Origin of the sequence: Enterobacter cloacae complex sp. I2 (assembly GCF_014896205.1) — a bacterium.
GTDB lineage: Bacteria > Pseudomonadota > Gammaproteobacteria > Enterobacterales > Enterobacteriaceae > Enterobacter > Enterobacter quasihormaechei.
Map to the genome: position 1 here is coordinate 45,138 of NZ_JADBRA010000017.1, position 21,422 is coordinate 66,559.

Here is a 21,422-nt window from a genome sequence, read left to right on the forward strand (position 1 = left end):
GGAGAGTTTCCATGCGCAGATTTCGTTTTCGCCTGCCCGAGTTTGACGTGCCCGGACTCTGGGTACTGAGCCTGGGCATCTGGTTTCATATCGTGTCGCGCCTGGTGCGCCACAACCCGTCCATGGCCGTTACGCTGGCGCAGATAATCGGCCTGTCGATGGCGCTGTGGGGCGGCTACCGCATCGTTAACCGGTGGATCGCGCAGGCACGCGAGGCAGAGAAGCGTCAGGAGGAGGGGGAGCATCATGAAGGCTAACTCAGCGATCGCGGTCGCCGCGCTTATCTTCAGTATGGCCACGCAGGCTTCCACGCTGGACGAGATCAAATCGTTGTGGAACCCGCAGGGCATACGTGCAACGACCGGCGCGCAGCAGACAGATACCGTCGCTGCAAGGCCCGCGCCCGCCAGACCACCCGTCTGGTACCGCCTCAGCAACGGGCAGCAGGTCAACCTGGCCGACTGGAAGGTGGTGCTGTTCATGCAGGGACATTGCCCTTACTGCCACAAGTTCGACTCGGTGCTGAAGTCGCTCTCGCAGCAGGTTGGTTTCGGGGTGATGGCCTACACCATCGACGGCCAGGGTGATGCGGCCTTTCCGGAAGCCCTGCCCGCGCCGCCGGAGGTGATGAAGACCTTCTTCCCGAACCTGCCCGTGGCAACCCCGACCACCTTTCTCGTGAACGTAAATACCCTTGAAGCCCTGCCGCTGCTTCAGGGGGCGACGGACGAACAGGGCTTTATGGCCCGTATGGACACCGTCCTCCAGATGCACGGAGCTAAATGATGGTAAACGTTTTCAGACGCCGCGGACTGCTGTGCGGCATCCTTCTTGCGTGCTCGTCGACCGTTTGTGCCGACGTGAACAGCGACATGAACAGCTTCTTCAACAAGCTGGGCTTTGCGTCCAATACCAGCCAGCCACAGGTCTGGCAGGGGCAGGCGGCGGGCTATGCCACAGGCGGCTCGCTTTACGCCCGCACTCAGGTTAAGACCGTCCAGCTGGTCTCCATGTCGTTACCCGACATCAACGCCGGGTGCGGGGGCATCGATGCCTACCTCGGCTCGTTCAGCTATATCAACAGCGACCAGCTACAGCGCTTCGCCAAGCAGATTATGTCCAACGCCGCGGGCTACTTCTTTGACCTCGCCCTGCAAACCACCGTGCCGGAAATCAAGACGGCCAAGGACTTCCTCCAGAAGATGGCCAGCGACATCAACAGCATGAACCTGAGCTCCTGCCAGGCCGCACAGGGCATTGTCGGCGGGCTGTTCCCGCGTACTCAGGTCTCCCAGACCAAGGTGTGCCAGGACATTGCCGGTGAAAGCAATATGTTTGCGGACTGGGCGGCATCCCGCCAGGGCTGCACCGTGGGGGGCAGCCTCGACAAGGTGCGTGATAAGGCCGGGAAAGAGGACGAAGAGCGCATCACCAAAAACATCAACATCATCTGGCATTCGCTGGGCAAGAACGGCATGTTCAGCGGGAACAAAGAGCTGAGGGAATTCATCATGACCCTCACCGGGACCCTGATTTTTGATGAGAAGGGGAACATCACGCCTCTGCCTGCCCGTACTACCGACCGCGACATCATTAAGGCAGTAATGGAGGGTGGGACGGCGAGAATTTACCACTGCAACGACAGCGAGAAGTGCCTGAAGGTGGCAGCCGACGCGACCGTCACCATCAGCGAAAAGAATGCCCTCAAAAATCAGATAAAGGACATTCTCTCCAGCATCCAGAACAAGGCCGCCACGGACACCGCGCTGACCGACAAGGAGAAGGGGTTTGTCTCCAGCACCACAATTCCGGTCTTCAAGTACCTGGTGGACCCGATGATGCTGGGCGTCTCGGACAGCCTCGTCTACCAGCTGACGGACTACATCGGCTACGACATCCTGCTTCAGTACATCCAGGAGATGGTGCAGCAGGCGCGGGCCATGATGGCCACGGGTAACTATGACCAGGCCGTTATCGACAGCATCAATAACAACCTCAACGAAGCCACGCGGCAGATCGCGTCCTTCCAGGCGCAGGTGCAGGTGCAGCAGGACGCGCTGCTGGTCGTTGACCGCCAGATGAGCTACATGCGCCAGCAGGTTTCGGCCCGCATGCTTCAGCGCTATCAGAACAACTATCACTTCGGAGGAGCACGCTGATGCAGGCCATATACGTGATTGCGGGCGGAGACTGGCTGAGCCAGACGCTGAACGCGATAGTGACTTTCATGAACACCGACAGTTGGGCCATCATCCGCCGGATCGTGACTGCGCTCTCGGTGCTGGTCGTAGCCATCTCCTGGCTGCGCCGCCATAACATTATGGACATGCTGGGCTGGATAGCCACCATCGTTCTGATGTCCCTGCTGGTCAGCGTGCGTACACCGGTGCAGATTATCGACAACAGCGACCTGACGAAGGTGTACAAGGTCGATAACGTGCCCGTGGGCCTCGCGCTGCCCGCATCGCTGACGACCACCATCGGGCACGCCCTGGTGCAGGGCTACGAGATGGTCTTTTCGCAGCCGGACAGCGTGACCTACAGCAAGACCGGCATGCTGTTCGGCGCGAACCTGGTCGCGCGCAGCACCGACTTCCTGTCGAAGAATCCCGAAATCACCACGCTGTTTTCGGACTACGTGCAGAACTGCGTGATGGGGGATATCTTCCTCAACGGGAAGTACACCCTGGACGAGCTGATGAACAGCACCGATCCCTACACCATCATTTTCTCTAAACCCAGTCCGCTCCGGGGGGTTTTTAACAAGAACAATCAGTTTATGACCTGCGAACAGGCCGCAAATGAGCTTAAACCAAAACTGGCGCTGGATACCCAGACGGGCGGAAAGAGCTGGAGCTATTACGCGCGCTGGCTCTTTGGGGGACGTCCGAACCCCGATCTCCTGCTGAACCAGATGCTCGGGGAAAGCTACAGCTATTTCTACAACTCCGGGACGAGCGCCTCGCAGATAATCCGGCAGAACGTGACGATGAACGCCCTGCGTGAGGGGATTATGGGCTATGCGGCACGTAACGGCGACACATCGAGCCTGCTGAATATCGCCACCACGACCTCAATGGAGAAGCAGCGCCTGGCGCACGCCACAGTCGGTCAGGTGGCCCTGCGATCCCTGCCTATGTCTCAGACGCTGATTGTGGGGCTGACCATCGGTATCTTCCCCCTCATGGTGCTGGGCGGCATGTTTAACGCGGTCACGCTTAACGTGCTGAAGGGTTACGTCATGGCGATTATGTGGGTGCAGAGCTGGCCGCTGCTTTACGCCATCCTGAACAGCTGCATGACGTTCTACGCGAAGGCGAACGGTTCACCGGTGGTGCTCTCCGAGCTGTCGCAGGTGCAGCTGAAGTACTCGGACCTCGCCACCACTGCGGGCTATCTGTCGATGCTTATTCCGCCGCTGGCGTGGGGGATGCTGAAAGGTCTGGGTTCGAGCTTCTCAAGCCTTTACAGCCACCTGGCGTCCTCAGCCATCAGCCCGGCGGCGACGGCGGCTGCGGGAGCGGTGGACGGCAACTACTCTTACGCGAACATGCAGACCGAAAACGTCAGCGGGAACAGTTTCAACACCAACAGTTCGACCCTGTTCGGCCAGATGAGCCATCAGCTGTCTAACGGGGCGACGTCGACGCAGATGCGGGATGGCAGTACGGTGACTGACTCCACACAGGCGGCGAGCAAGCTGCCGGTGAGCATTAACTTTGCCCGCCAGCTGGCCTCCGCACAGCAGGAAATGGCGCGTGAGGCGCAGACGCAGTCCCAGAGCGCCATGCAGAGCTTCAGCAGCAGCATGTCGAGCACGTGGCAGACCCTCAGCCAGTTTGGCACCAACCGGGGGAGCAGCGACACGATGACTCAGGGCGCCGACAGCACCATGAGCGCGCAGGACTCCATGATGGTCAGCAAGATGCGCAGCGCGGTGGAGAGCTATGCGAAGGGGCACAACATCAGTAATGAGCAGGCGACTCAGGAGTTGGCGGCAAGAAGCACACGTGATTCTCTTGGTTTTTACGGTGATGCTCATGTTAAGGGAGGTATGGGGGTTAGTATTCTTGGAAATGGTGCTCAGATTGGAGGACAGTTCGGGGTTAAAGCAGCTCGAGATTTCGAAGATAATGATTCTCATCAGGCTAGCATTAGCACAAGAGCCAGTCAGGATGCCCGTCATGATCTAGATGCAAAATCCTCTCAGGATTTTAAAGAGGCCAGTGATTACTTCACCAGCCGCAAGGTCAGCGAGTCCGGCAGTCATACGGATAACAACGCCGCTTCTCGCGCGGATCAGCTATCGGCCTCGCTGAGTTCTGCAAAACAAAGCCTTGAGCAGTATGCGACCAGCCTGGCGCGCAGCAAGGAGTTTGCTGAAATGGCGTCCCGTACTGAAAGCATGAGCGGCCAGATTAATGAAGACCTGAACCAGCAGTTTGCGCAGTACGTTCGCAGACAGGCGCCACATGATGCCGACAAGCTGCTGACAGATACGGCATCACCTGAAGTGGCTGATAAGCGCAGGGAGCTGGCCTGGTCGTTCGTTCAGGAGCAGGTTCAGCCGGCTGTTGATACGGCATACTCATCGGGGCGTTCGGAAATTGGGGCCTCATTGGAAGGGGTGGTGTCGGGCGAAAACAAAGAGGCTGTTATGGCTGACCATCAGTTACATCAGGGTATTATTAACCAAAGAACATTGGACAATAATATCCGTAATGATGTGAAACATCAGGTTGAAGATATGACGTCGGAATATCGTTCACAGATTAATACGACTGTAAGAAATGTTCGTGACGGGGAGCAAGATATAAATCAGCAGTATACTGGATTACAGAATCATCATAAAAAAGATGAATTATATCAAAACCAAAAATTTAATGAAGAAAAGGCTACCCAAGAGCGACTGCCGGGGGCAGACACTCCGGATGAACTGCTTAATAAGGCCAGAGAGTATATGGATAAAAATAGTTAAATCATATATCTTCCAGCATAACAGCATCACCAGTTGCTATCAGATAACTCGTAACAAAAGTATGCCCGTTTCTCTGATATGAACCGGAAGTATACTGAAGATTAATGATTGCGTTTGCTCCTAATTTTTTTGCTTCGTTAAATAGAGCAGCAAGTAGTTCATCATCTTCATTACGGTATTTGGCGGTTATTTCTGATGTGGTGGCCTTTACTAGGCCGAAGTTTTTCAAGACTTTCATTTGTGGAGGTGTCGAAGTAAAAATCTGAAAATGAGCCGTGGTACTGACATCTAGTTTTCTTTCAAAAATTCCCATAAATATCCTAAGAAATTGCTGTGTTAAAAAAACTTTTAAATTGTACAACACTTCAAGATTGAATATAAATGATAACAAGGAAATCCTTATGAAAATGGAAAAAATAATGATTGCAGCTCTGGTCAGTTCCACTTTGGTCCTTTCCGGCTGCGGCGCGATGAGCACAGCAATTAAGAAGCGTAACCTTGAGGTGAAAACCCAGATGAGTGAAACCATCTGGCTGGAGTCTTCCTCAGAGCGTACCGTTTATCTGCAGATCAAAAACACCTCTGACAAGGACATGAGCGGGCTACAGGCTAAGGTCGCTGACGCGGTGAAAGCCAAAGGCTATCAGGTCGTCTCCTCTCCGGATAAAGCCTATTACTGGATTCAGGCCAACGTGCTCAAAGCCGATAAAATGGATCTGCGAGACGCCCAGAGCTGGCTGAGCCGTGGTTATGAAGGGGCAGCGGCAGGTGCGGCGCTGGGGGCGGGTATTATGGCATACAACTCCAGCTCTGCGGGTGCCACGCTGGGTGTTGGTCTCGCCTCCGGGCTTATTGGCATGGCGGCGGACGCCATGGTTGAGGATATCAACTACACCATGATCACCGACGTGCAGATTGCCGAGCGTACGAAGGCGGTTGTCACCACCGACAATTTTGCCGCGCTGCGTCAGGGCACTTCCGGCTCTAAAATTCAGACCAGCTCAGAGCAGGGAAATCAGCACAAATACCAGACCCGTATCGTATCTAACGCGAACAAGGTCAATCTGAAGTTCCCGGAAGCACAGCCTGTGCTTGAAGACCAGCTGGCCAAATCCGTCGCAAACATTCTCTGACAGGTGCCGACAGGGCGGACCCGCCGCCCTGTTTATCTGACACAACTTCTCGTTTTTCAACGCTAACGCTTTATGGCTGCACAAATCTTTGTGCGGTCATAAAGGGTTGCCGGCAACGCCGGAATACTTTGCCTTTGCCGCCAGTGTGACGGCACACACCACCGGACCGACATCATGAGTTTTAATGCCAAGGATATGACCCAGGGCGGTCAGATCGCGAGCATGCGCATTCGCATGTTCAGCCAGATCGCCAACATCATTTTGTACTGCCTCGTTATTCTCTTCGGGATCATCGTCGCCCTGACGCTGGCCGTGAAGCTTTCGTGGCAGACTTTCGTCAACGGCATGGCCTGGTACTGGTGCCAGACGCTTGCCCCTATGCGCGATGTTTTCAGGTCCCAGCCCGTTTACACCATTCGCTACTACGGCAAGGAACTGAAGTATAACGCGCAGCAGCTGTTGCAGGACAAGTACGTTATCTGGTGTGCTGACCAGGTCTGGACCGCTTTTATCCTCGCGGCCATCATTGCCGCCGTGGTCTGCGTCATCGCCTTCTTTGTCACCACGTGGATTCTGGGGCATCAGGGCAAGCAGCAGAGCGAGGACGAGGTCACCGGCGGTCGCCAGCTGACCGACGACCCCAGAGAAGTGGCCAGAATGCTCATGCGCGACAATCTGGCATCTGATATCAAAATTGGCGATTTGCCGCTCATCAAAAACTCCGAGATACAGAACTTCTGCCTGCACGGTACCGTCGGGGCAGGGAAGTCCGAAGTCATCCGCCGCCTGATGAACTATGCCCGCAAGCGCGGCGACATGGTCATCGTCTACGACCGCTCCTGCGAGTTCGTTAAAAGCTACTACGACCCGTCAATCGACAAGATACTCAACCCTATGGATGCGCGCTGCGCGGCCTGGGATTTATGGCGCGAGTGCCTGACACAGCCTGACTTCGATAACGTCTCCAACACCCTCATCCCGATGGGCACAAAGGAAGATCCCTTCTGGCAGGGCTCCGGTCGCACCATCTTTGCCGAAGCGGCCTACCTGATGCGTAACGACAAGGACCGCAGCTACAGCAAGCTGGTCGACACGCTGCTCTCCATCAAGATTGAGAAGCTGCGTTCATACCTTCAGAATTCGCCGGCGGCGAACCTGGTGGAGGAGAAAATCGAGAAGACGGCCATCTCGATCCGTGCGGTGCTGACAAACTACGTCAAGGCCATCCGCTACCTCCAGGGCATCGAGCACAACGGTGAACCCTTCACCATCCGCGACTGGATGCGCGGCGTGCGGGAAGACGGGCGGAACGGCTGGCTGTTTATCTCCTCAAATGCCGATATCCATGCCTCCCTGAAGCCGGTCATCTCCATGTGGCTGTCCATTGCCATCCGTGGCCTGCTGGCCATGGGGGAAAACCGCAACCGGCGCGTCTGGATTTTTGCCGACGAGCTGCCGACCCTGCACAAGCTGCCGGACCTGGTTGAAATCCTGCCGGAGGCGCGTAAGTTCGGCGGCTGCTACGTCATCGGCATCCAGTCCTATGCCCAGCTGGAGGATATCTACGGCCAGAAGCCCGCGGAAACGCTGTTCGACGTGCTGAACACCCGCGCGTTCTTCCGTTCACCGTCTCGCAATATCGCCGAGTTCGCCGCCGGTGAAATCGGCGAGAAAGAAATCCTCAAGGCTTCAGAGCAATATTCTTACGGTGTGGACCCGGTGCGTGACGGTACGTCGGTCGGTAAGGATATGGAGCGCGTGACCCTGGTCAGCTACTCCGATATCCAGACGCTGCCCGACCTGTCCTGCTACGTCACCCTTCCCGGGCCGTATCCGGCGGTGAAGATGGCCCTGAAATATCAGGAGCGCCCGAAGGTGGCACCTGAATTCATTCAGCGCCACATCGACCCTCAGGCCGAGCAGCGCCTCAATGCGGCACTCGCGGCCCGCGAGGCCGAGTCCCGCAGCGTGGCCATGCTTTTCGAGCCGGATACGGAAGTCGTTGCTCCGGTGTCAGGTACGGAGAATGCTGGCCAGCCACAGCAGCCACAGCAGCCACAGCAGCCACAGCAGCCACAGCAGCCACAGCAGCCACAGCAGCCACAGCAGCCACAGCCTGCCCCTGTCGCAGCCAGTACCTCCGCTGCGGTCGCCGCCGTTGCGGGCACCGGCGGCACCGAATCGGTACTTGAGACGAAGGCAGAGGAGGCAGAGCAGCTGCCGCCGGGCATTGATGAAAGCGGCGAAGTGGTCGATATGGCTGCCTGGGAGGCCTGGCAGGCGGAGCAGGACGAGCTGACGCCGCAGGAGCGGCAGAGGCGTGAAGAGGTGAACATCAACGTTCACAGGACGCATGACGACGATCTTGAGCCGGGAGGATACATCTGATGATGAGCATCGGCTCGGTTAAGTCTGCCGGCAGCGCGGGCAACTACTATACCGACAAGGACAACTACTACGTTATCGGCAGCATAGGCGAACGCTGGGCGGGTGAAGGCGCTAAGGCGCTGGGACTCAGCGGCAGCGTGGACGTGAAAACCTTTACCCGCGTGCTGGAAGGAAAGCTCCCCGACGGCAGCGATCTGAGCCGCGCCCAGGACGGGACCAACAAACACCGTCCTGGCTACGACCTGACGTTTTCAGCGCCCAAAAGCATCTCGGTGATGGCCATGCTGGGCGGCGACACGCGCCTCATCGACGCCCACAACCGCGCTGTGGACACGGCCATTACGCAGATCGAGGTGCTGGCCTCCACGCGCGTCATGACCGACGGCAAAAGCGAGACGCAGCTGACCGGCAACCTGGTGATGGCGCTGTTTAACCACGATACCAGCCGCAACCAGGAGCCGCAGCTGCACACCCATGCCGTGGTGGCCAACGTCACGCAGCACGACGGAACCTGGCGCACGCTCAGCAGCGACAAAATCGGAAAGACCGGCTTTATCGAAAACGTCTACGCGAACCAGATAGCCTTTGGCCGCCTGTACCGCGCCGCGCTGAAGGACGACGTGACGGCAATGGGCTACGAGACCGAAACGGTCGGCAAGCACGGAATGTGGGAGCTGAAGGGCGTCCCGACGGAGCCGTACTCCAGCCGCAGTAAGGCCATACGCGAGGCGGTCGGGGACGATGCGTCCCTGAAGTCGCGCGACGTGGCGGCGCTCGACACCCGTCAGTCCAAGCAGAAGGTCGATCCGGAGCAGCGCATGGCTGATTGGATGGCCACCCTGAAGGAAACGGGATTCGACATCCAGGCCTACCGTGAGGCCGCTGACCTGCGGGTACGTGAAGGTGCCGTTCCGGTGAGCACTCCGGAATCCCCTGATGCGCCTGCGGCGGTCAGCCAGAGCATCGCCATGCTGAGCGACCGGCGGGCGCGGTTTACCTACTCCGAGCTGCTGGCCACCACCCTCGGCCAGCTGCCCGCGCGTCCCGGCATGATTGAGCAGGCGCGGGAAGGCATCGATGCGGCCATCAAAAACGAGCAGCTGATCCCGCTCGATAAAGAGAAGGGGCTGTTCACCTCAAACGTTCATGTTCTGGACGAGCTGTCCGTGTCGGCGCTGTCGCGCGAGCTTCAGCAGCAGGGCCGCGTGGACGTCTTTCCCGACAAAGGCGTGCCACGCAGCCAGACGTTCAGCGATGCCGTCAGCGTGCTGGCGCAGGACCGCTCTCCGGTGGTCATCATCTCGGGACAGGGCGGCGCGGCCGGACAGCGCGAGCGCGTGGCGGAGCTTGCCATGATGGCGCGCGAGCAGGGCCGCGACGTGCAGATTATGGCCGCCGACCGCCGTTCGGCCGCAAACCTGGCCAGGGATGAGCGCCTCAGCGGCGAGCTGATCACCGACAGGCGCGGACTGACTGAAGGGATGACGTTCATTCCCGGCAGCACGCTGATAGTCGACCAGGGCGAGAAGCTGACCCTGAAAGAGACGCTGACGCTGCTCGACGGCGCACTGCGCCATAACGTCCAGCTGCTGATTGCTGACAGCGGCCAGCGCACCGGAACCGGCAGCGCGCTGACCGTGATGAAGGAGGCGGGCGTCAGTACGCTGGCCTGGCAGGGCGGCGAGAAAACCCGGGTCTCGGTCATCAGCGAGCCGGACAGGCGCGAACGCTACGATCGTCTGGCGACGGACTTTACGAAGAGCATCCGTGCCGGCAAGGAGGCCGTGGTGCAGATTAGTGGCGCCCGCGAGCAGGCGGCGCTGGCGGCCACCGTGCGCGATGCCCTGAAAGGTGAAAAGGTGCTGGGCGAGCGCGATATCCGCATTACCACGCTTGAGCCGGTGTGGCTTGACGGACGACACCGGCAGGTTCGGGATCACTACCGGGAGGGCATGGTGATGGAGCGCTGGAATGCTGAAGAGCGCAGCCGCGAGCGCTTCGTTATCGATCGCGTCACCGCCCGCAACAACAGCCTGACGCTGCGCAACGCGCAGGGTGAAACGCAGGTGGCCCGCCTGACGGAACTCGACAGCAGCTGGTCCCTCTACCGCACCGGCACCCTCCAGGTGACCGAAGGTGACCGCCTGGCCGTGCTGGGCCAGACGCAGGGCGCGCGCCTGAAGGGCGGGGACAGCGTGACCGTGACGGGCATCGATGAGAAGGGTATCCACGTCAGCCTGCCGGGGCGAAAAACGCAGGTGGTGCTGCCGGCGGGCGACAGCCCCTTCACGGCACCGAAGATCGGTCAGGGCTGGGTGGAGTCGCCGGGCCGATCGGTGAGCGACAGCGCTACGGTCTACGCCTCGCTGACGCAGCGCGAGATGGATAACGCCACGCTGAACGGCCTGGCCCGCAGCGGTGCTGAGATCAGGCTCTATTCCGCGCAGACGGTGCAGAAAATGGAGGAGAAGCTGTCCCGTCAGTCTGCCTGGACCGTGGTGACGGCGCAGGTGAAGGAGGCCGCCGGGAAGGACTCTCTTGGCGAAGCGCTGGCGCATCAGAAGGCCGCGCTGAACACGCCGGAGCAACAGGCCATCCATCTTGCCATTCCTTCGCTTGAGGGTAACGGGCTGGCGTTCACCCGACCGCAGCTGATGGCCGCCGCGAAGGATTTCGCACAGGACAAGCTCAGTCTGGCCGCGATTGGGGATGAAATTGCGCGCCAGACGCGCAGCGGGGCGCTGATATCGGTGCCTGTTTCGCAGGGGAACGGGCTGCAACAGCTCGTCTCGCGTCAGTCCTACAACGCTGAGAAAAGCATTATCCGCCACGTTCTTGAGGGAAAGGATGCCGTCACCCCGCTGATGGGCAAGGTTCCGGACGCGCAGCTGGCGGGCCTGACCGACGGGCAGCAGAACGCCACGCGCATGATTCTGGAGTCCCCCGATCGCTTTACCCTGGTCCAGGGCTACGCGGGCGTGGGCAAGACAACGCAGTTCCGGGCGGTCATGTCGGCCATCGGCACGCTGCCGGAAGAGCAGCGGCCGCGCGTTATCGGCGTGGCCCCGACTCACCGGGCGGTGGGGGAGATGCGCGATGCGGGCGTGCCCGAATCACAGACACTGGCGGCTTTTATCCACGACACGCAGCAGCAGCTGCGCGGCGGCGAGCGGCCGGACTTCAGCAACGTGCTGTTCCTCATCGACGAAAGCTCGATGGTGGGCAACGCCGACATGGCGAAGGCGTACAGCCTGATTGCGGGGGGCGGCGGGCGCGCGGTATCGAGCGGCGACACCGACCAGCTACAGTCCATCGCGCCCGGCCAGCCCTTCCGGCTGCTTCAGAAGCGCAGCGCCATCGATACGGTGGTGATGCAGGAGATAGTCCGCCAGACCCCTGCGCTTCGGCCAGCGGTGTACAGCCTCATTGAGAGGAATATCGGCAGCGCCCTGACCACCCTTGAGAGCGTGGCGCCTCAGCAGGTTCCGCGCAGGCCGGACGCGTGGCAGCCTGACGGTTCGGTCATGGAGTTCAGCCGCGAGCAGGAGAAGGCGATTGCTGATGCGATTAAGGCCGGAGACCTGGCGCCCGGCGGGCAGCCCGCAACACTGCTGGAGGCCATCGTGAAGGACTACACGGGGCGCACGCCGCAGGCGCAGGCGCAGACCATCGTGATCACCGCCCTGAACGCCGACCGGCGCCAGCTCAATGCGATGATCCACGACGCGCGCCGCGAGGCGGGAGAGCTGGGCGAGAAAGAGGCGATCGTGCCCGTGCTGACGCCGGCAAACATCCGCGACGGCGAGCTGCGGCGAATGGACACCTGGCAGACTCACGCCAGCAGCATGGTCCTGCTGGACAACACCTACTACAGAGTAGATGCGCTGGATAAGCACGCGCACCTGGTGACACTGAAGGACGAACAGGGCAATACCCGCAGTCTTTCACCCGCACAGGCGACGACCGAAGGCGTGACGCTGTACAGCCAGGACACCATCGCCGTCTCGCCGGGGGACCGGATGCGCTTTTCAAAAAGCGACAACGATCGGGGCTTTGTGGCCAACAGAGTCTGGACGGTCAGCGACATTAAAGGTGACAGCGTCACGCTGACTGACGGGAAGCAGACCCGCACGGTCAGGCCGGGTGTGGAGCCTGCGGAGCAGCACATTGACCTTGCCTACGCCGTGACGGTCTACGGTGCCCAGGGTGCGAGCGAGCCCTTCTCCATTTCACTTCAGGGGACGGACGGCGGGCGTAAGCAGATGGTGAACTTCGAGTCGGCCTACGTGGCGCTGAGCCGCATGAAGCAGCACGCGCAGGTCTACACCGACAACCGCGAGAAGTGGGTGGCCGCCATGGAAAAATCGCAGGCGAAAAGCACCGCTCATGACATCGTGGAGCCGCGCAACGACCGCGCGGTGGCGAACGCCGCCCGCCTCACGGCATCGGCAAAGGGGCTGGGCGAGGTCCCGGCGGGCCGCGCCGCGCTGCGCCAGGCCGGGCTGCGGCCTGAGACTACGCTGGCGAAGTTTATCTCTCCGGGAAGGAAATACCCGCAGCCGCACGTGGCGCTGCCTGCCTTTGACCGCAACGGCAGGCAGGCGGGTGTCTGGCTGAGCACCCTGACCGACGGGGACGGGCGGCTTCAGGGGCTGAGCGGTGAAGGGCGCGTGATGGGGAGCGGGGACGCTGCGTTTGCCGGCCTTCAGGCCAGCCGAAACGGCGAGTCGCTGATGGCGGGGGATATGGCAGAAGGCGTGCGGCTGGCGCGGGAGAACCCGCAGAGCGGCGTGGTGGTCCGTATTGGTGATGCAGAAGGCCGCCCGTGGAATCCGGGGGCCATCACCGGCGGCCGCGTCTGGGCTGACGCGTTACCCGACGGGACGGGTACGCAGCACGGCGAGAAAATCCCGCCGGAGGTGCTGGCGCAGCAGGCGCTTGAGGCGCAGCAGAGGCGTGAGCTGGAGAAACGGGCGGAAGATGCGGTGCGCGAGCTGGCGCGCGGGGGCGAGAAGTCTGCCGAACCTGCCGACGCGGTCAGGGAGCTGGCGCGCGAGCTGGGCGAGGGAAAAAACCGGGAACGGTCTACGGACGTCACGCTGCCTGAAAACCCGGACGTTCGCGCCCGGGATGAGGCGGTATCGAGGGTGGCGCACGAAAACGTGCAGCGCGACCGCCTGCAACAGATGGAGCGCGACACGGTGCGCGTGCTGGAACGTGAAAAGACCCCGGGAGGCGACTGATGCGTGCTGAAAATAATCCTTTTTTCCCTCTGGTCGTGGTGGCCGACTGCTGGCTCCAGCGGCTGGTTATCTGGACGCCGGGGCAGACCGACCTTATCAAAACCGTGGCGCTTGTCCTGATGGTGGCCGACCACGTCAGCCTGCTGTTCGGCCTGGACAGTGAATGTCTGCGCCTGGCCGGACGTGGGGCGTTTCCGCTGTTTGGCCTGGTGTGGGCGATGAACCTCGCCCGGCATCCGGCCGTTCGCCAGCGGTCGCTGAACCGGCTCTGGGTCTGGGCAATCGTGGCGCAGGGCGGGTGGATACTGGCGGGGCTGCGCCCGGACGCGGGCAATATCCTGTTTGCCTTTGCGGTAAGCGGGCAGGCGCTGCGTCTGATGCAGGCTCACGGGCCGCAGGCGTGGCCGCTGTCCCTGATGCTGGTTCTGGTCTGGCTGCCGTTTTCGGGAGCGAGCTACGGGATTGCGGGCGTGATGATGCTGCTTCTGGCCTGCGGTGTGTTCATGACCGGGCGGCGCACCACGCGCACGGGGCTTGCGTGCTGCCTTGCCCTGACGATGCTGGCGCTGAATGCCGCAGACGGGGCGGCCATGGCCGTCGCGGGGCTCATTATCCCGGGCGTGACGCTGACGGTGCTGAGCCGCACCTGCGGCGCGGTGCCGAGGTTCTGGCCGCGTGAATTCTTTCCGCTGTTCTATGCTGTGCATCTTGCCGCGCTGGGGCTGATTGCGCTGTAATCATGAGAAGTACAGGGAAATACAGGAGCTGAGATGACAGACGAACAACGCCCTAAGCTGACGCTGCGGCGAAAGCCGGCACCGGACGTGAAGGAAACGACGGGCGGCCCAGGCGAGCCGGTCAGGTCCGTAACGCGTAAAAAGACGGTGGTGGTGAGCCAGCCGCCCGCATGGAAGCTAAGAAAACAGGAACAGGAAGAGAAAGAGAAGGCAGAGCGGGCCGCAGCCAAAGAGGCGAAGCGGCAGGAGAAGGCCGGGCTGTGGGCCGGGCATCAGGCGCAGGAGCGCGAGGCACGGCGGGCGACGAAGCGCAAGCCGCCGCCGGAGCCAAAGTTCCGGACCCTGATGACGCTGGAGGAGGCTGTGGCAGAGATAGCGCGCTGCTGGCCCGCCCTGGCGCTGAACGGGCTTCCCCGCCTGCTGGCGATAAACATCCGCGAGGCGATGATAGAGGACATTCGCAGCCGCAATCTGGATATGTCGGTTAAAAAGCTTAAGCGCTGCCTGAGCGCGATTACCCGCTCGGATGCGTATCTTGAGGCGATGACGGAAGGGACGTGGCGCATCGATATTGACGGCCAGCCGGTGACCAGGGTGACGGCAGACGAGGCTGCCTATGCCGTCAGGCGAAAGGAGCAGGAGCACGCCCGCCTTCAGCGCAAGGCTGAGTACGAGCAAAAACAGCACACGGCCTGACGCCTCCGCATGGCGTCGTTGTCCAACGCCGGGCATGGGGAAAAGCGATTTTCCCCATGCCCGGCGTTTCTGAAGAACACCATTCTGAACTGACATTCTGAGGTATTTAATGCGTTATTCATTACGCTGGCTGGCGCTGTCCGGCCTGGCCTGCTGCGCCCTGAGCGTGACCCTGCCGGCAACGGCATCCCCTTCAATACAGACGGCGTTTTCCCCTGAACGCGGCGCGCTGGAGCTGGTCCTGAACACGATTGGCTCTGCGCGGGAAAGCATCCGCATGATGGGGTACTCCTTCACTTCGCCGGAGGTGGTGCGGGCGCTGGTTGATGCCCACCGTCGTGGCGTAGACGTGAAGCTCGTGCTGGACGAGAAGGGAAACCGGAACAGGGCAAGCGTGGCGGCCATGAACCTGGTTGCAGGAGCCGGCATTCCTGTTCGAACGAACGATCGTTACGCGATCATGCACGACAAGATCATCATCGTGGATGGCCAGACGGTGGAGACGGGAAGCTTTAACTACACCCGGGCAGGAGCACGCAAAAACTCGGAGAACGTGCTCGTTATCCGCGAGATGCCGGAGATAGCCAGCCGCTATCTCACCCACTGGCAGTCCCGCTGGTCTCAGGGAACAGACTGGAAACCCACGTACTGACGCCCGTCAGTATGAGCACTTGACGTAAACCGTGCGCCAACACGGCTTGCGTTCATAACTAAGTCGCTGATATCTCGAATCTGTAGTATTCTCTGCAAAACGATCCTTGTTTGATCCTTGGGGAGGCAGAGATGTCGCAGGCCGGAAATGCAGGAACTTCCTCATCAAAACGGGCTTATCGAAGAGGTGCTGCTCTAAGCACCAGTGAAAGAAAAAAGCATTCAGTTTCACGCAAAAGAGAAACGCATAAGCCTGTTAATGTCTTCATTCGCAACGCGCTTAAGGAAAAACTCGATGCTCTATGTCAGGAGCAAGGGATAACACAAGCGGAAGCTATAGAGCAGCTGCTCGAACGAGAAGTAAATGGTGAGTAGTCACATTTATTGATTGCGAACTTGTTGAGTGCTAGATTACTGATTGTCTGAAGAATTTTGGCTGGCCACGCCTTAACGTGGCAGGGAACTGGTTCTGATGAGGTGTCTACCCGGAACCAGAAAAGCAAAAACCCCGATAATCTTTCAATTCTTGGCGGGATCGAAGATTAACGGGGCCTTCAAAGTACATAGTCAGGTATTGTTGTACCTGGCTAGGAGTATATGTGTATGCTTCGGAATTTTCAAGATACCGAATCGTCTCTATTACTCTTCCCGTGCAACATAAGTGCAGGAAGGCGTGACTGAGCAGCAAAAGCACACTGGTGCTGTCCTGCACTGGAGTCAGCTGTCGACCAATGACCAGATCCGCTTCTGGCAGGATGTCGATAATGGCGGAGCTTCCTCGTTTCTGACCCCAGCGGGTAAGAAGCTTACCCGTCGCCGTCGCGGCAAGCACTCCACTAAACCCAAATGTGAAAATCCTCTCTGGTTCCGCCCTGCCCGCTATAAGGCGCTCGGTGGCCAGCTGGGCCGCGCCTATAACCGTCTTGTCCGTAAGGACCCTGAAACCGGCGAATGCAGCCTGCGTATGCATATGTCCCTTCATCCGTTTTATGTCCAGAAGCGGCGGCAGGCGGGGCGTAAATACGCCTTCAGGCCTGAAAAGCAGCGCCTGCTCGACGCGTTGTGGCCGGTGCTCATCAGCTTCTGTGATGCAGGCAAGCACACGGTCGGAATGTGCATCTCCAGGCTGGCCAGAGAACTCAGCCCAAAGGATGCAAAAGGGAATGTCATTGCCGGCACGGAAGTCACCGTATCTCGCCTTTCAAATCTTATTGCCGAGCAAGTGCGCTTCGGCGTGCTTGGTGTTTCAGAACAGACGTCCTGGGACAAGGAGTCCCGTAAGCGCCTGCCTAAATATGTGTGGATCACTCTTACGGGCTGGCAGCTTCTGGGCGTGGACATGGACAAGCTGATTGAGCAGCAGGCCCGCAAACTCAGGGAGTGTGAGGAGCGACGTGCGCTTATCCGGGACGGTATTATCTGTGAGGATGAGGAGATTTCAGTGCATGCGGCGAGAAAGCGCTGGTATGCGCAGCGCACGCTTGAAGCACTCAGATATCGCCGGGAGAAGGGTGCAGCGCGCAAGCGCGCCAACAGACTGGCCAGACTGCCCAAAGACCAGCGGATTCACGAGATGGCGGAATTCCTGCGTAAAACCATGCCGGCGGATGAACTCTACTGGTGTTCTGACGACCGCCTGCAGAAGCTGGCCGTCGATCACCTGTATCAGCTCCAGCTCTCGCTGACGGCCCCGCCGCCACACTAGCACAACCTGAAAACTGATTTCTTTCGCCAGCCCCTTTCGGGGCTTCTGGCGCTGGTTCCGGTTCGCGATTTTCATCCCCGAGCGCCGCCCTCACGTCAGTTCTGGCCATATCCGGCCGCATAATCCTACTCAGCCGTCGCATTTTCTCTCCAGCCGCCACGATATCCACAAAAATCCGCAAACAGATAATGGTAAGAATCCACAAACGTATATCAGGAAACCCGCAATACAGTCTTAACCCCCTTTATTAATCCCCTGAAAATAAATCAGGGCAGTTACCTGTCCCTGAAACATCTGTGCACAACGTAATAATACCCCCTTGCAGCGGACTCACGTCCGCGCCGGTCCGGAAAAACCGGAAGTAGTACCCTCCGCTACGCGTCGGGCATCCCTGATGCCTGTAGTTACAACATACTAAAGACTTTGATTACCTCACCGTGCACAGCGGCAACACCAGAGCCGGGACTCACCACTGAAAAGCGGCCGCGCCCGGGCCAAAGGCCCGGAACCCCGTCGCTTTTAATAATGGATGTTGTAACTAGAATCCTGAGTGGCTGTGAGTGGTGTCGCTGGAGATTTCGTGTACACGCCCGTAAGCGGCCCTCACGGCCCGCTAACGCGGAGATACGCCCCGACTGCGGCTACGCCTTGTCGTGACCACTCCGACGTCGCATAAATTCTTCTACATCGCGATTAGCGGGGTAAGGCTTAGCAGGGAAGGGGCGGTTGATAGCGATCCTCTATAGATCAACCGGCTACGCCGGGCTACGGCGCCACTAACCATCACAGCCACATTCAGCTTCAGCTGGCGCCTTTATGCGCCTGCGGCGCATTTCCGCGAATCCGGTCAATGCACCAAACGTGTAAGCCTGATAATCCTGACGTGGCAGCGATCAAAGGTTTCGAACATCACATTGAAATACGCTATCTCCGGAAGGAAGGGCGCGTCTGGTATGCCGATACTATTGGCCATGCTTATCTGGACGAACTCACAGTCCCAGAGCAGTACACCGAAGGTGCCCGAAGCTTATTACGGTTAATGCTTATGAAAGAAGTGCTGAAGCCAGGAAAGCCTGTATCAGGCATCATGTGTAAGGGCTGCGGATTCGATTTTGAAAAAATCTACGGAGAGCTGGGCAGGGACTTCATCCACGTCCACCACATCAACCCCCTGAAAATTATGGGCGAGAGCTATAAAATAGATCCGGTCAGGAATTTGGTTCCTCTGTGCCCTAACTGCCACGCGATGGTGCACAGAGCGATTGAATCCAGACTATTGTCGGTTGAGGCGCTGCGCAGCATAATCGACGGAGCCAGTAAACGGGCCGGTGCTACCGGCTAGTTATCATTTAACATTTATCAGGGATGCTTAAGAATTGAGAAACAGGGATAAGACTGGCCATCTGGCATGGTGCGCACTTGTCGCATTGCAGCTGGCCCGTCAGGACGGGCTGATTAGCTCTGAATCGCAGGAAAATCTTTTCATCACGCGCTAGTTTGCGCTGGCCAAAAAGCAGCGTCGTTTCTCGCGTGATCTGGCCACTGATATCGACTGGATACTGAACCAGGGGCGGTCGCTGGGTATGCGCGCCCGCCTGAAGCAAAAGCTGAACTATGTCTGGCTCAGCTGCAACGGTGAACTGCTGGCGCAAAATGAAATGTTCCGGCTGACCTATGCCATGGAACTTTTGATGGAGCATGCCTGGGTCTATCAGACCCTTAGCGACAGAGACTGGAGTGGCCGGTACCGAATCCAGACCTCGGCATCAGTGAACAGCATCTGTCTTCTGAAAAGCGCTCTGGACATCGCCTTCAATGAAGAAGGTAAACAAATATTACCGGTGCCAGCCAGAATCAGCGGGCAGGTTGAAGCGCTCAACGAGTTGCTGAAAAGCTGTGGCTGGATAGCCCTTCCTGAAGGAGATGCCTGTCTGCCCCACCAGTTTACGCTGATAGCCAGACAGGGATAAAGAAAACTGAAGACATAAAGTCCTGGCGCGCAGCTGCGCAACAAGACGGGTCAGCTGCTGGCGCGGTCCCGTCTAAAACATCTTGGTAGCACTGAGAATGCAGTTGCTGAAGCCAGGCGTAAAGGCTGTAGGTGGAGATCTAAAGACGTGTTGCCACGCAGGAAACAGAATGACCTCGATTAACAACCTGTTTGTCTACTTCAATTTTACGGTACAGCGTTTACCCCCTCATGGGCCCCCATCTTTGAGTCATCTTAAATGACTCCGAGGTGTCTATTAAATCCATGGCGATTCAAAGAATACTGAGGCGTTAGCAACATCCGCTTCTGACACAAAGAGGACTATGATCAGTCTCATTACAACTAGTTTTATGACTTTCTTCGTGGCTTGCCCTAAGTAAGTTGTAGTGCGATAATTGTAATGACATTTGTAATTACAAGAGGAGTAAGATATGGGTAGCATTAACTTGCGTATTGACGATGAACTTAAAGCTCGTTCCTATGCTGCGCTTAAAAAAATGGGTGTTACTCCCTCTGAAGCACTTCGTCTCATGCTTGAATATATCGCAGACAATGAACGCTTGCCGTTCAAACAGACACTCCTAAGTGATGAAGATGCTGAGCTCGTGGAGATAGTTAAAGAACGTCTTCGCAATCCTAAGCCAGTACGTGTAACGCTGGATGAGCTCTGATGGCGTATTTTCTGGATTTTGATGAGCGTGCTTGCTGGAAGCTTTCGACGTCCATCAGCCTGAGCATCCAGGCTTCCTTCGCCACGCCCTTGAGTGCTGAAAGATAGGTATTTACAGTGGCCGTGGCCCGGCCGGTGTCGCGCAGCAGTTCAGTCACGGCCATCACGTGATGGCGACGCAGGCTGCCCCAGCTGCAGGCATCTACAGAAACAGCACCGAGCATGCCGGCAACAATGCTGAGAAATGAAGCCATAGTTTGCCGACTGCGGGGGGAATTAAGGGAAAGCAGATAAGCCCGGGCGGGACTGACCGGAGCATCGGCACCGGAAATTGCAGGTAGAAAATCCACACCGGGCGGAAGGAGCGCTTGCGACAGGATCAGCTCCGGCTCATCATCAGGCATCAGTGTCATCAGGGCTCCTGCCTGGGCCGGAAATCGTCCGGCGTGCTACGTGAAAAATCCAAGGAAATGATACTGTCATAGCGTATCGTAGTAAGTCTACTTTTTCAAACGTACATTTTAATAAGTAGGGAAATTGAAAAGGGAGAAGGTCTCCCTTGGAGGTTATTCAATCATTAAAAAGAGTAAATCGGGAAGGGCATGTATGAGTCTGGTAAACCACATCTGAATAACCGGCTAGCCAAAGCCCTTTTTGAGCTATAGAAGGATTTTTATTAGTAATACAATTATCAATGATTGATAACAAAACCTGATGGGTTTCCTCATCCAGTTCATTTGTAATGTAATTTATAAAATATAAGCCATCATATTCTTTGCAAAGAAACTGAGGAATCTCTTTTGAAGGATAGAGAAAGTCAATTAGGTCCTCGGATATTACAATTCGTGGATAAATAGCCTTTTCACTTTCAACTTTATAGGCTTCGATTAATGCCGGGCTAAAAATAAAACCTGATTGACTGTAATGTTTATTTAATGCAATACCTCCACGACACAAAAAACCATTTTTCAAAAGCAAAATTTGATATGACGAGACGGCCTTAGCAAACTCCTCAAATGAATCGCTGGAAAACGCCTTGCTAATAACAATTGAGTCTGAAAACTGTACTAAATCAATATTAAAACCCTTAAAGATACTCTCACAACTTAAATGACATTCATATAGACTTTTGAGAAGACCTTTATCAAAATGATTCAGCTTTTCTTCTTCAACTATGTTTTTAAATCCCAAAATATCTATGAAGGCAACATAATATGAAGAAACATCCATG

Annotated in this window: 18 protein-coding genes and 2 pseudogenes; 16 read left to right on the plus strand and 4 right to left on the minus strand. The window is 57.8% G+C overall.

From position 1 onward, the window contains the following. Nucleotides 1-11: 11 nt before the first annotated feature. Genes traQ through traG form a run of 4 tightly spaced genes read left to right on the plus strand, consistent with a single transcriptional unit; the run spans nt 12 to nt 4,978 of the window. Nucleotides 12-257 (plus strand): type-F conjugative transfer system pilin chaperone TraQ, encoded by a 246-nt coding sequence (traQ, locus tag IM300_RS15585; RefSeq protein ID WP_193037223.1) that lies wholly within the window; start codon nt 12-14, stop codon nt 255-257. Next, complete coding sequence (trbB, locus tag IM300_RS15590; RefSeq protein WP_193037225.1) at nt 247-786, plus strand: type-F conjugative transfer system pilin assembly thiol-disulfide isomerase TrbB; 540 nt, start codon at nt 247-249, stop codon at nt 784-786. The genes traQ and trbB overlap by 11 nt, the downstream gene beginning before the upstream one ends. Further along, complete coding sequence (gene traH / locus IM300_RS15595) at nt 786-2,159, plus strand: conjugal transfer pilus assembly protein TraH (protein ID WP_193037340.1); 1,374 nt, start codon at nt 786-788, stop codon at nt 2,157-2,159. Before trbB ends, traH begins: the two co-directional genes overlap by 1 nt. Continuing rightward, the gene (gene traG, locus IM300_RS15600; protein ID WP_193037227.1) at nt 2,159-4,978 is read left to right on the plus strand and encodes a conjugal transfer mating-pair stabilization protein TraG; all 2,820 of its coding nucleotides are present in this window, start codon (nt 2,159-2,161) and stop codon (nt 4,976-4,978) included. The genes traH and traG overlap by 1 nt, the downstream gene beginning before the upstream one ends. Before the next feature lies 1 nt (nt 4,979). Here traG and IM300_RS15605 read toward each other — a convergent pair whose 3' ends face one another. Beyond that, complete coding sequence (locus IM300_RS15605) at nt 4,980-5,423, minus strand: heavy metal-binding domain-containing protein (RefSeq protein WP_370552240.1); 444 nt, start codon at nt 5,421-5,423, stop codon at nt 4,980-4,982. On the opposite strand from IM300_RS15605, the gene traT reads away from it, so the two are divergent. From traT to repA (IM300_RS15640), 7 genes are all read left to right on the plus strand, one after another. Beyond that, nucleotides 5,380-6,111 (plus strand): conjugal transfer complement resistance protein TraT, encoded by a 732-nt coding sequence (traT, locus tag IM300_RS15610; protein ID WP_193037231.1) that lies wholly within the window; start codon nt 5,380-5,382, stop codon nt 6,109-6,111. The two genes, IM300_RS15605 and traT, sit on opposite strands and share 44 nt — an antisense overlap. Nucleotides 6,112-6,285: 174 nt before the next feature. Continuing rightward, nucleotides 6,286-8,499: a type IV conjugative transfer system coupling protein TraD gene (gene traD, locus IM300_RS15615; protein WP_193037233.1), complete on the plus strand. Its 2,214-nt coding sequence runs from the start codon at nt 6,286-6,288 to the stop codon at nt 8,497-8,499. After that, nucleotides 8,499-13,742 carry a conjugative transfer relaxase/helicase TraI gene (gene traI / locus IM300_RS15620; protein WP_193037235.1) on the plus strand — a complete coding sequence of 1,748 codons (5,244 nt, stop codon included), beginning with the start codon at nt 8,499-8,501 and terminating at the stop codon, nt 13,740-13,742. Before traD ends, traI begins: the two co-directional genes overlap by 1 nt. Beyond that, nucleotides 13,742-14,479: a type-F conjugative transfer system pilin acetylase TraX gene (gene traX / locus IM300_RS15625; protein ID WP_193037237.1), complete on the plus strand. Its 738-nt coding sequence runs from the start codon at nt 13,742-13,744 to the stop codon at nt 14,477-14,479. The genes traI and traX overlap by 1 nt, the downstream gene beginning before the upstream one ends. A gap of 33 nt (nt 14,480-14,512) precedes the next feature. Beyond that, entirely contained in the window at nt 14,513-15,175 is a 663-nt protein-coding gene (gene finO / locus IM300_RS15630) for a fertility inhibition protein FinO (protein WP_193037239.1), read from the plus strand. Between the two features lie 109 nt (nt 15,176-15,284). Next, nucleotides 15,285-15,827, plus strand: a complete 543-nt coding sequence (locus tag IM300_RS15635; RefSeq protein WP_193037241.1) for a phospholipase D family protein — start codon at nt 15,285-15,287, stop codon at nt 15,825-15,827. A 131-nt stretch (nt 15,828-15,958) separates the two neighbouring features. Continuing rightward, nucleotides 15,959-16,201, plus strand: a complete 243-nt coding sequence (repA, locus tag IM300_RS15640) for a replication regulatory protein RepA (RefSeq protein WP_072053796.1) — start codon at nt 15,959-15,961, stop codon at nt 16,199-16,201. 31 nt (nt 16,202-16,232) lie between these two features. Here the strand turns inward: repA (IM300_RS15640) and IM300_RS22835 are convergent. After that, nucleotides 16,233-16,342: pseudogene (locus IM300_RS22835) on the minus strand (replication protein RepA). 87 nt (nt 16,343-16,429) lie between these two features. Here IM300_RS22835 and IM300_RS22840 point away from each other — a divergent pair. From IM300_RS22840 to relB, 5 genes are all read left to right on the plus strand, one after another. Then, the gene (locus IM300_RS22840) at nt 16,430-16,507 is read left to right on the plus strand and encodes a hypothetical protein (RefSeq protein WP_226842323.1); all 78 of its coding nucleotides are present in this window, start codon (nt 16,430-16,432) and stop codon (nt 16,505-16,507) included. Further along, entirely contained in the window at nt 16,500-17,531 is a 1,032-nt protein-coding gene (repA, locus tag IM300_RS15650) for a plasmid replication initiator RepA (RefSeq protein ID WP_370552241.1), read from the plus strand. The genes IM300_RS22840 and repA (IM300_RS15650) overlap by 8 nt, the downstream gene beginning before the upstream one ends. An 883-nt stretch (nt 17,532-18,414) precedes the next feature. Further along, nucleotides 18,415-18,873 carry an HNH endonuclease gene (locus IM300_RS22845; RefSeq protein ID WP_370552242.1) on the plus strand — a complete coding sequence of 153 codons (459 nt, stop codon included), beginning with the start codon at nt 18,415-18,417 and terminating at the stop codon, nt 18,871-18,873. 160 nt (nt 18,874-19,033) lie between these two features. Further along, on the plus strand, nt 19,034-19,501 hold the full coding sequence (locus IM300_RS15660) for a DUF2913 family protein (RefSeq protein WP_226842325.1): 468 nt from the start codon (nt 19,034-19,036) through the stop codon (nt 19,499-19,501). Nucleotides 19,502-19,952: 451 nt separating this feature from the next. Next, nucleotides 19,953-20,192, plus strand: coding sequence for a type II toxin-antitoxin system antitoxin RelB (relB, locus tag IM300_RS15665; RefSeq protein ID WP_193037243.1), 240 nt, complete (start codon nt 19,953-19,955; stop codon nt 20,190-20,192). Between the two features lie 13 nt (nt 20,193-20,205). On the opposite strand, the pseudogene IM300_RS15670 reads toward relB, so the two are convergent. Next, nucleotides 20,206-20,604 (minus strand): annotated as a pseudogene (locus tag IM300_RS15670) (integrase); the annotation flags it as partial. 157 nt (nt 20,605-20,761) lie between these two features. Further along, nucleotides 20,762-21,421, minus strand: coding sequence for a hypothetical protein (locus IM300_RS15675; RefSeq protein WP_193037244.1), 660 nt, complete (start codon nt 21,419-21,421; stop codon nt 20,762-20,764). Nucleotide 21,422: the final 1 nt, after the last annotated feature.

What these genes read in the sequence shown, in the direction of transcription:
- traQ (WP_193037223.1), top strand. Translation starts at nt 12, where the DNA reads ATGCGCAGATTTCGTTTTCGCCTGCCCGAGTTTGACGTGCCCGGACTC.
- trbB (WP_193037225.1), top strand. Translation starts at nt 247, where the DNA reads ATGAAGGCTAACTCAGCGATCGCGGTCGCCGCGCTTATCTTCAGTATG.
- traH (WP_193037340.1), top strand. Translation starts at nt 786, where the DNA reads ATGGTAAACGTTTTCAGACGCCGCGGACTGCTGTGCGGCATCCTTCTT.
- traG (WP_193037227.1), top strand. Translation starts at nt 2,159, where the DNA reads ATGCAGGCCATATACGTGATTGCGGGCGGAGACTGGCTGAGCCAGACG.
- traT (WP_193037231.1), top strand. Translation starts at nt 5,380, where the DNA reads ATGAAAATGGAAAAAATAATGATTGCAGCTCTGGTCAGTTCCACTTTG.
- traD (WP_193037233.1), top strand. Translation starts at nt 6,286, where the DNA reads ATGAGTTTTAATGCCAAGGATATGACCCAGGGCGGTCAGATCGCGAGC.
- traI (WP_193037235.1), top strand. Translation starts at nt 8,499, where the DNA reads ATGATGAGCATCGGCTCGGTTAAGTCTGCCGGCAGCGCGGGCAACTAC.
- traX (WP_193037237.1), top strand. Translation starts at nt 13,742, where the DNA reads ATGCGTGCTGAAAATAATCCTTTTTTCCCTCTGGTCGTGGTGGCCGAC.
- finO (WP_193037239.1), top strand. Translation starts at nt 14,513, where the DNA reads ATGACAGACGAACAACGCCCTAAGCTGACGCTGCGGCGAAAGCCGGCA.
- IM300_RS15635 (WP_193037241.1), top strand. Translation starts at nt 15,285, where the DNA reads ATGCGTTATTCATTACGCTGGCTGGCGCTGTCCGGCCTGGCCTGCTGC.
- repA (WP_072053796.1), top strand. Translation starts at nt 15,959, where the DNA reads ATGTCGCAGGCCGGAAATGCAGGAACTTCCTCATCAAAACGGGCTTAT.
- IM300_RS22840 (WP_226842323.1), top strand. Translation starts at nt 16,430, where the DNA reads ATGCTTCGGAATTTTCAAGATACCGAATCGTCTCTATTACTCTTCCCG.
- relB (WP_193037243.1), top strand. Translation starts at nt 19,953, where the DNA reads ATGGGTAGCATTAACTTGCGTATTGACGATGAACTTAAAGCTCGTTCC.
- IM300_RS15675 (WP_193037244.1), bottom strand. Translation starts at nt 21,421, where the DNA reads ATGGATGTTTCTTCATATTATGTTGCCTTCATAGATATTTTGGGATTT.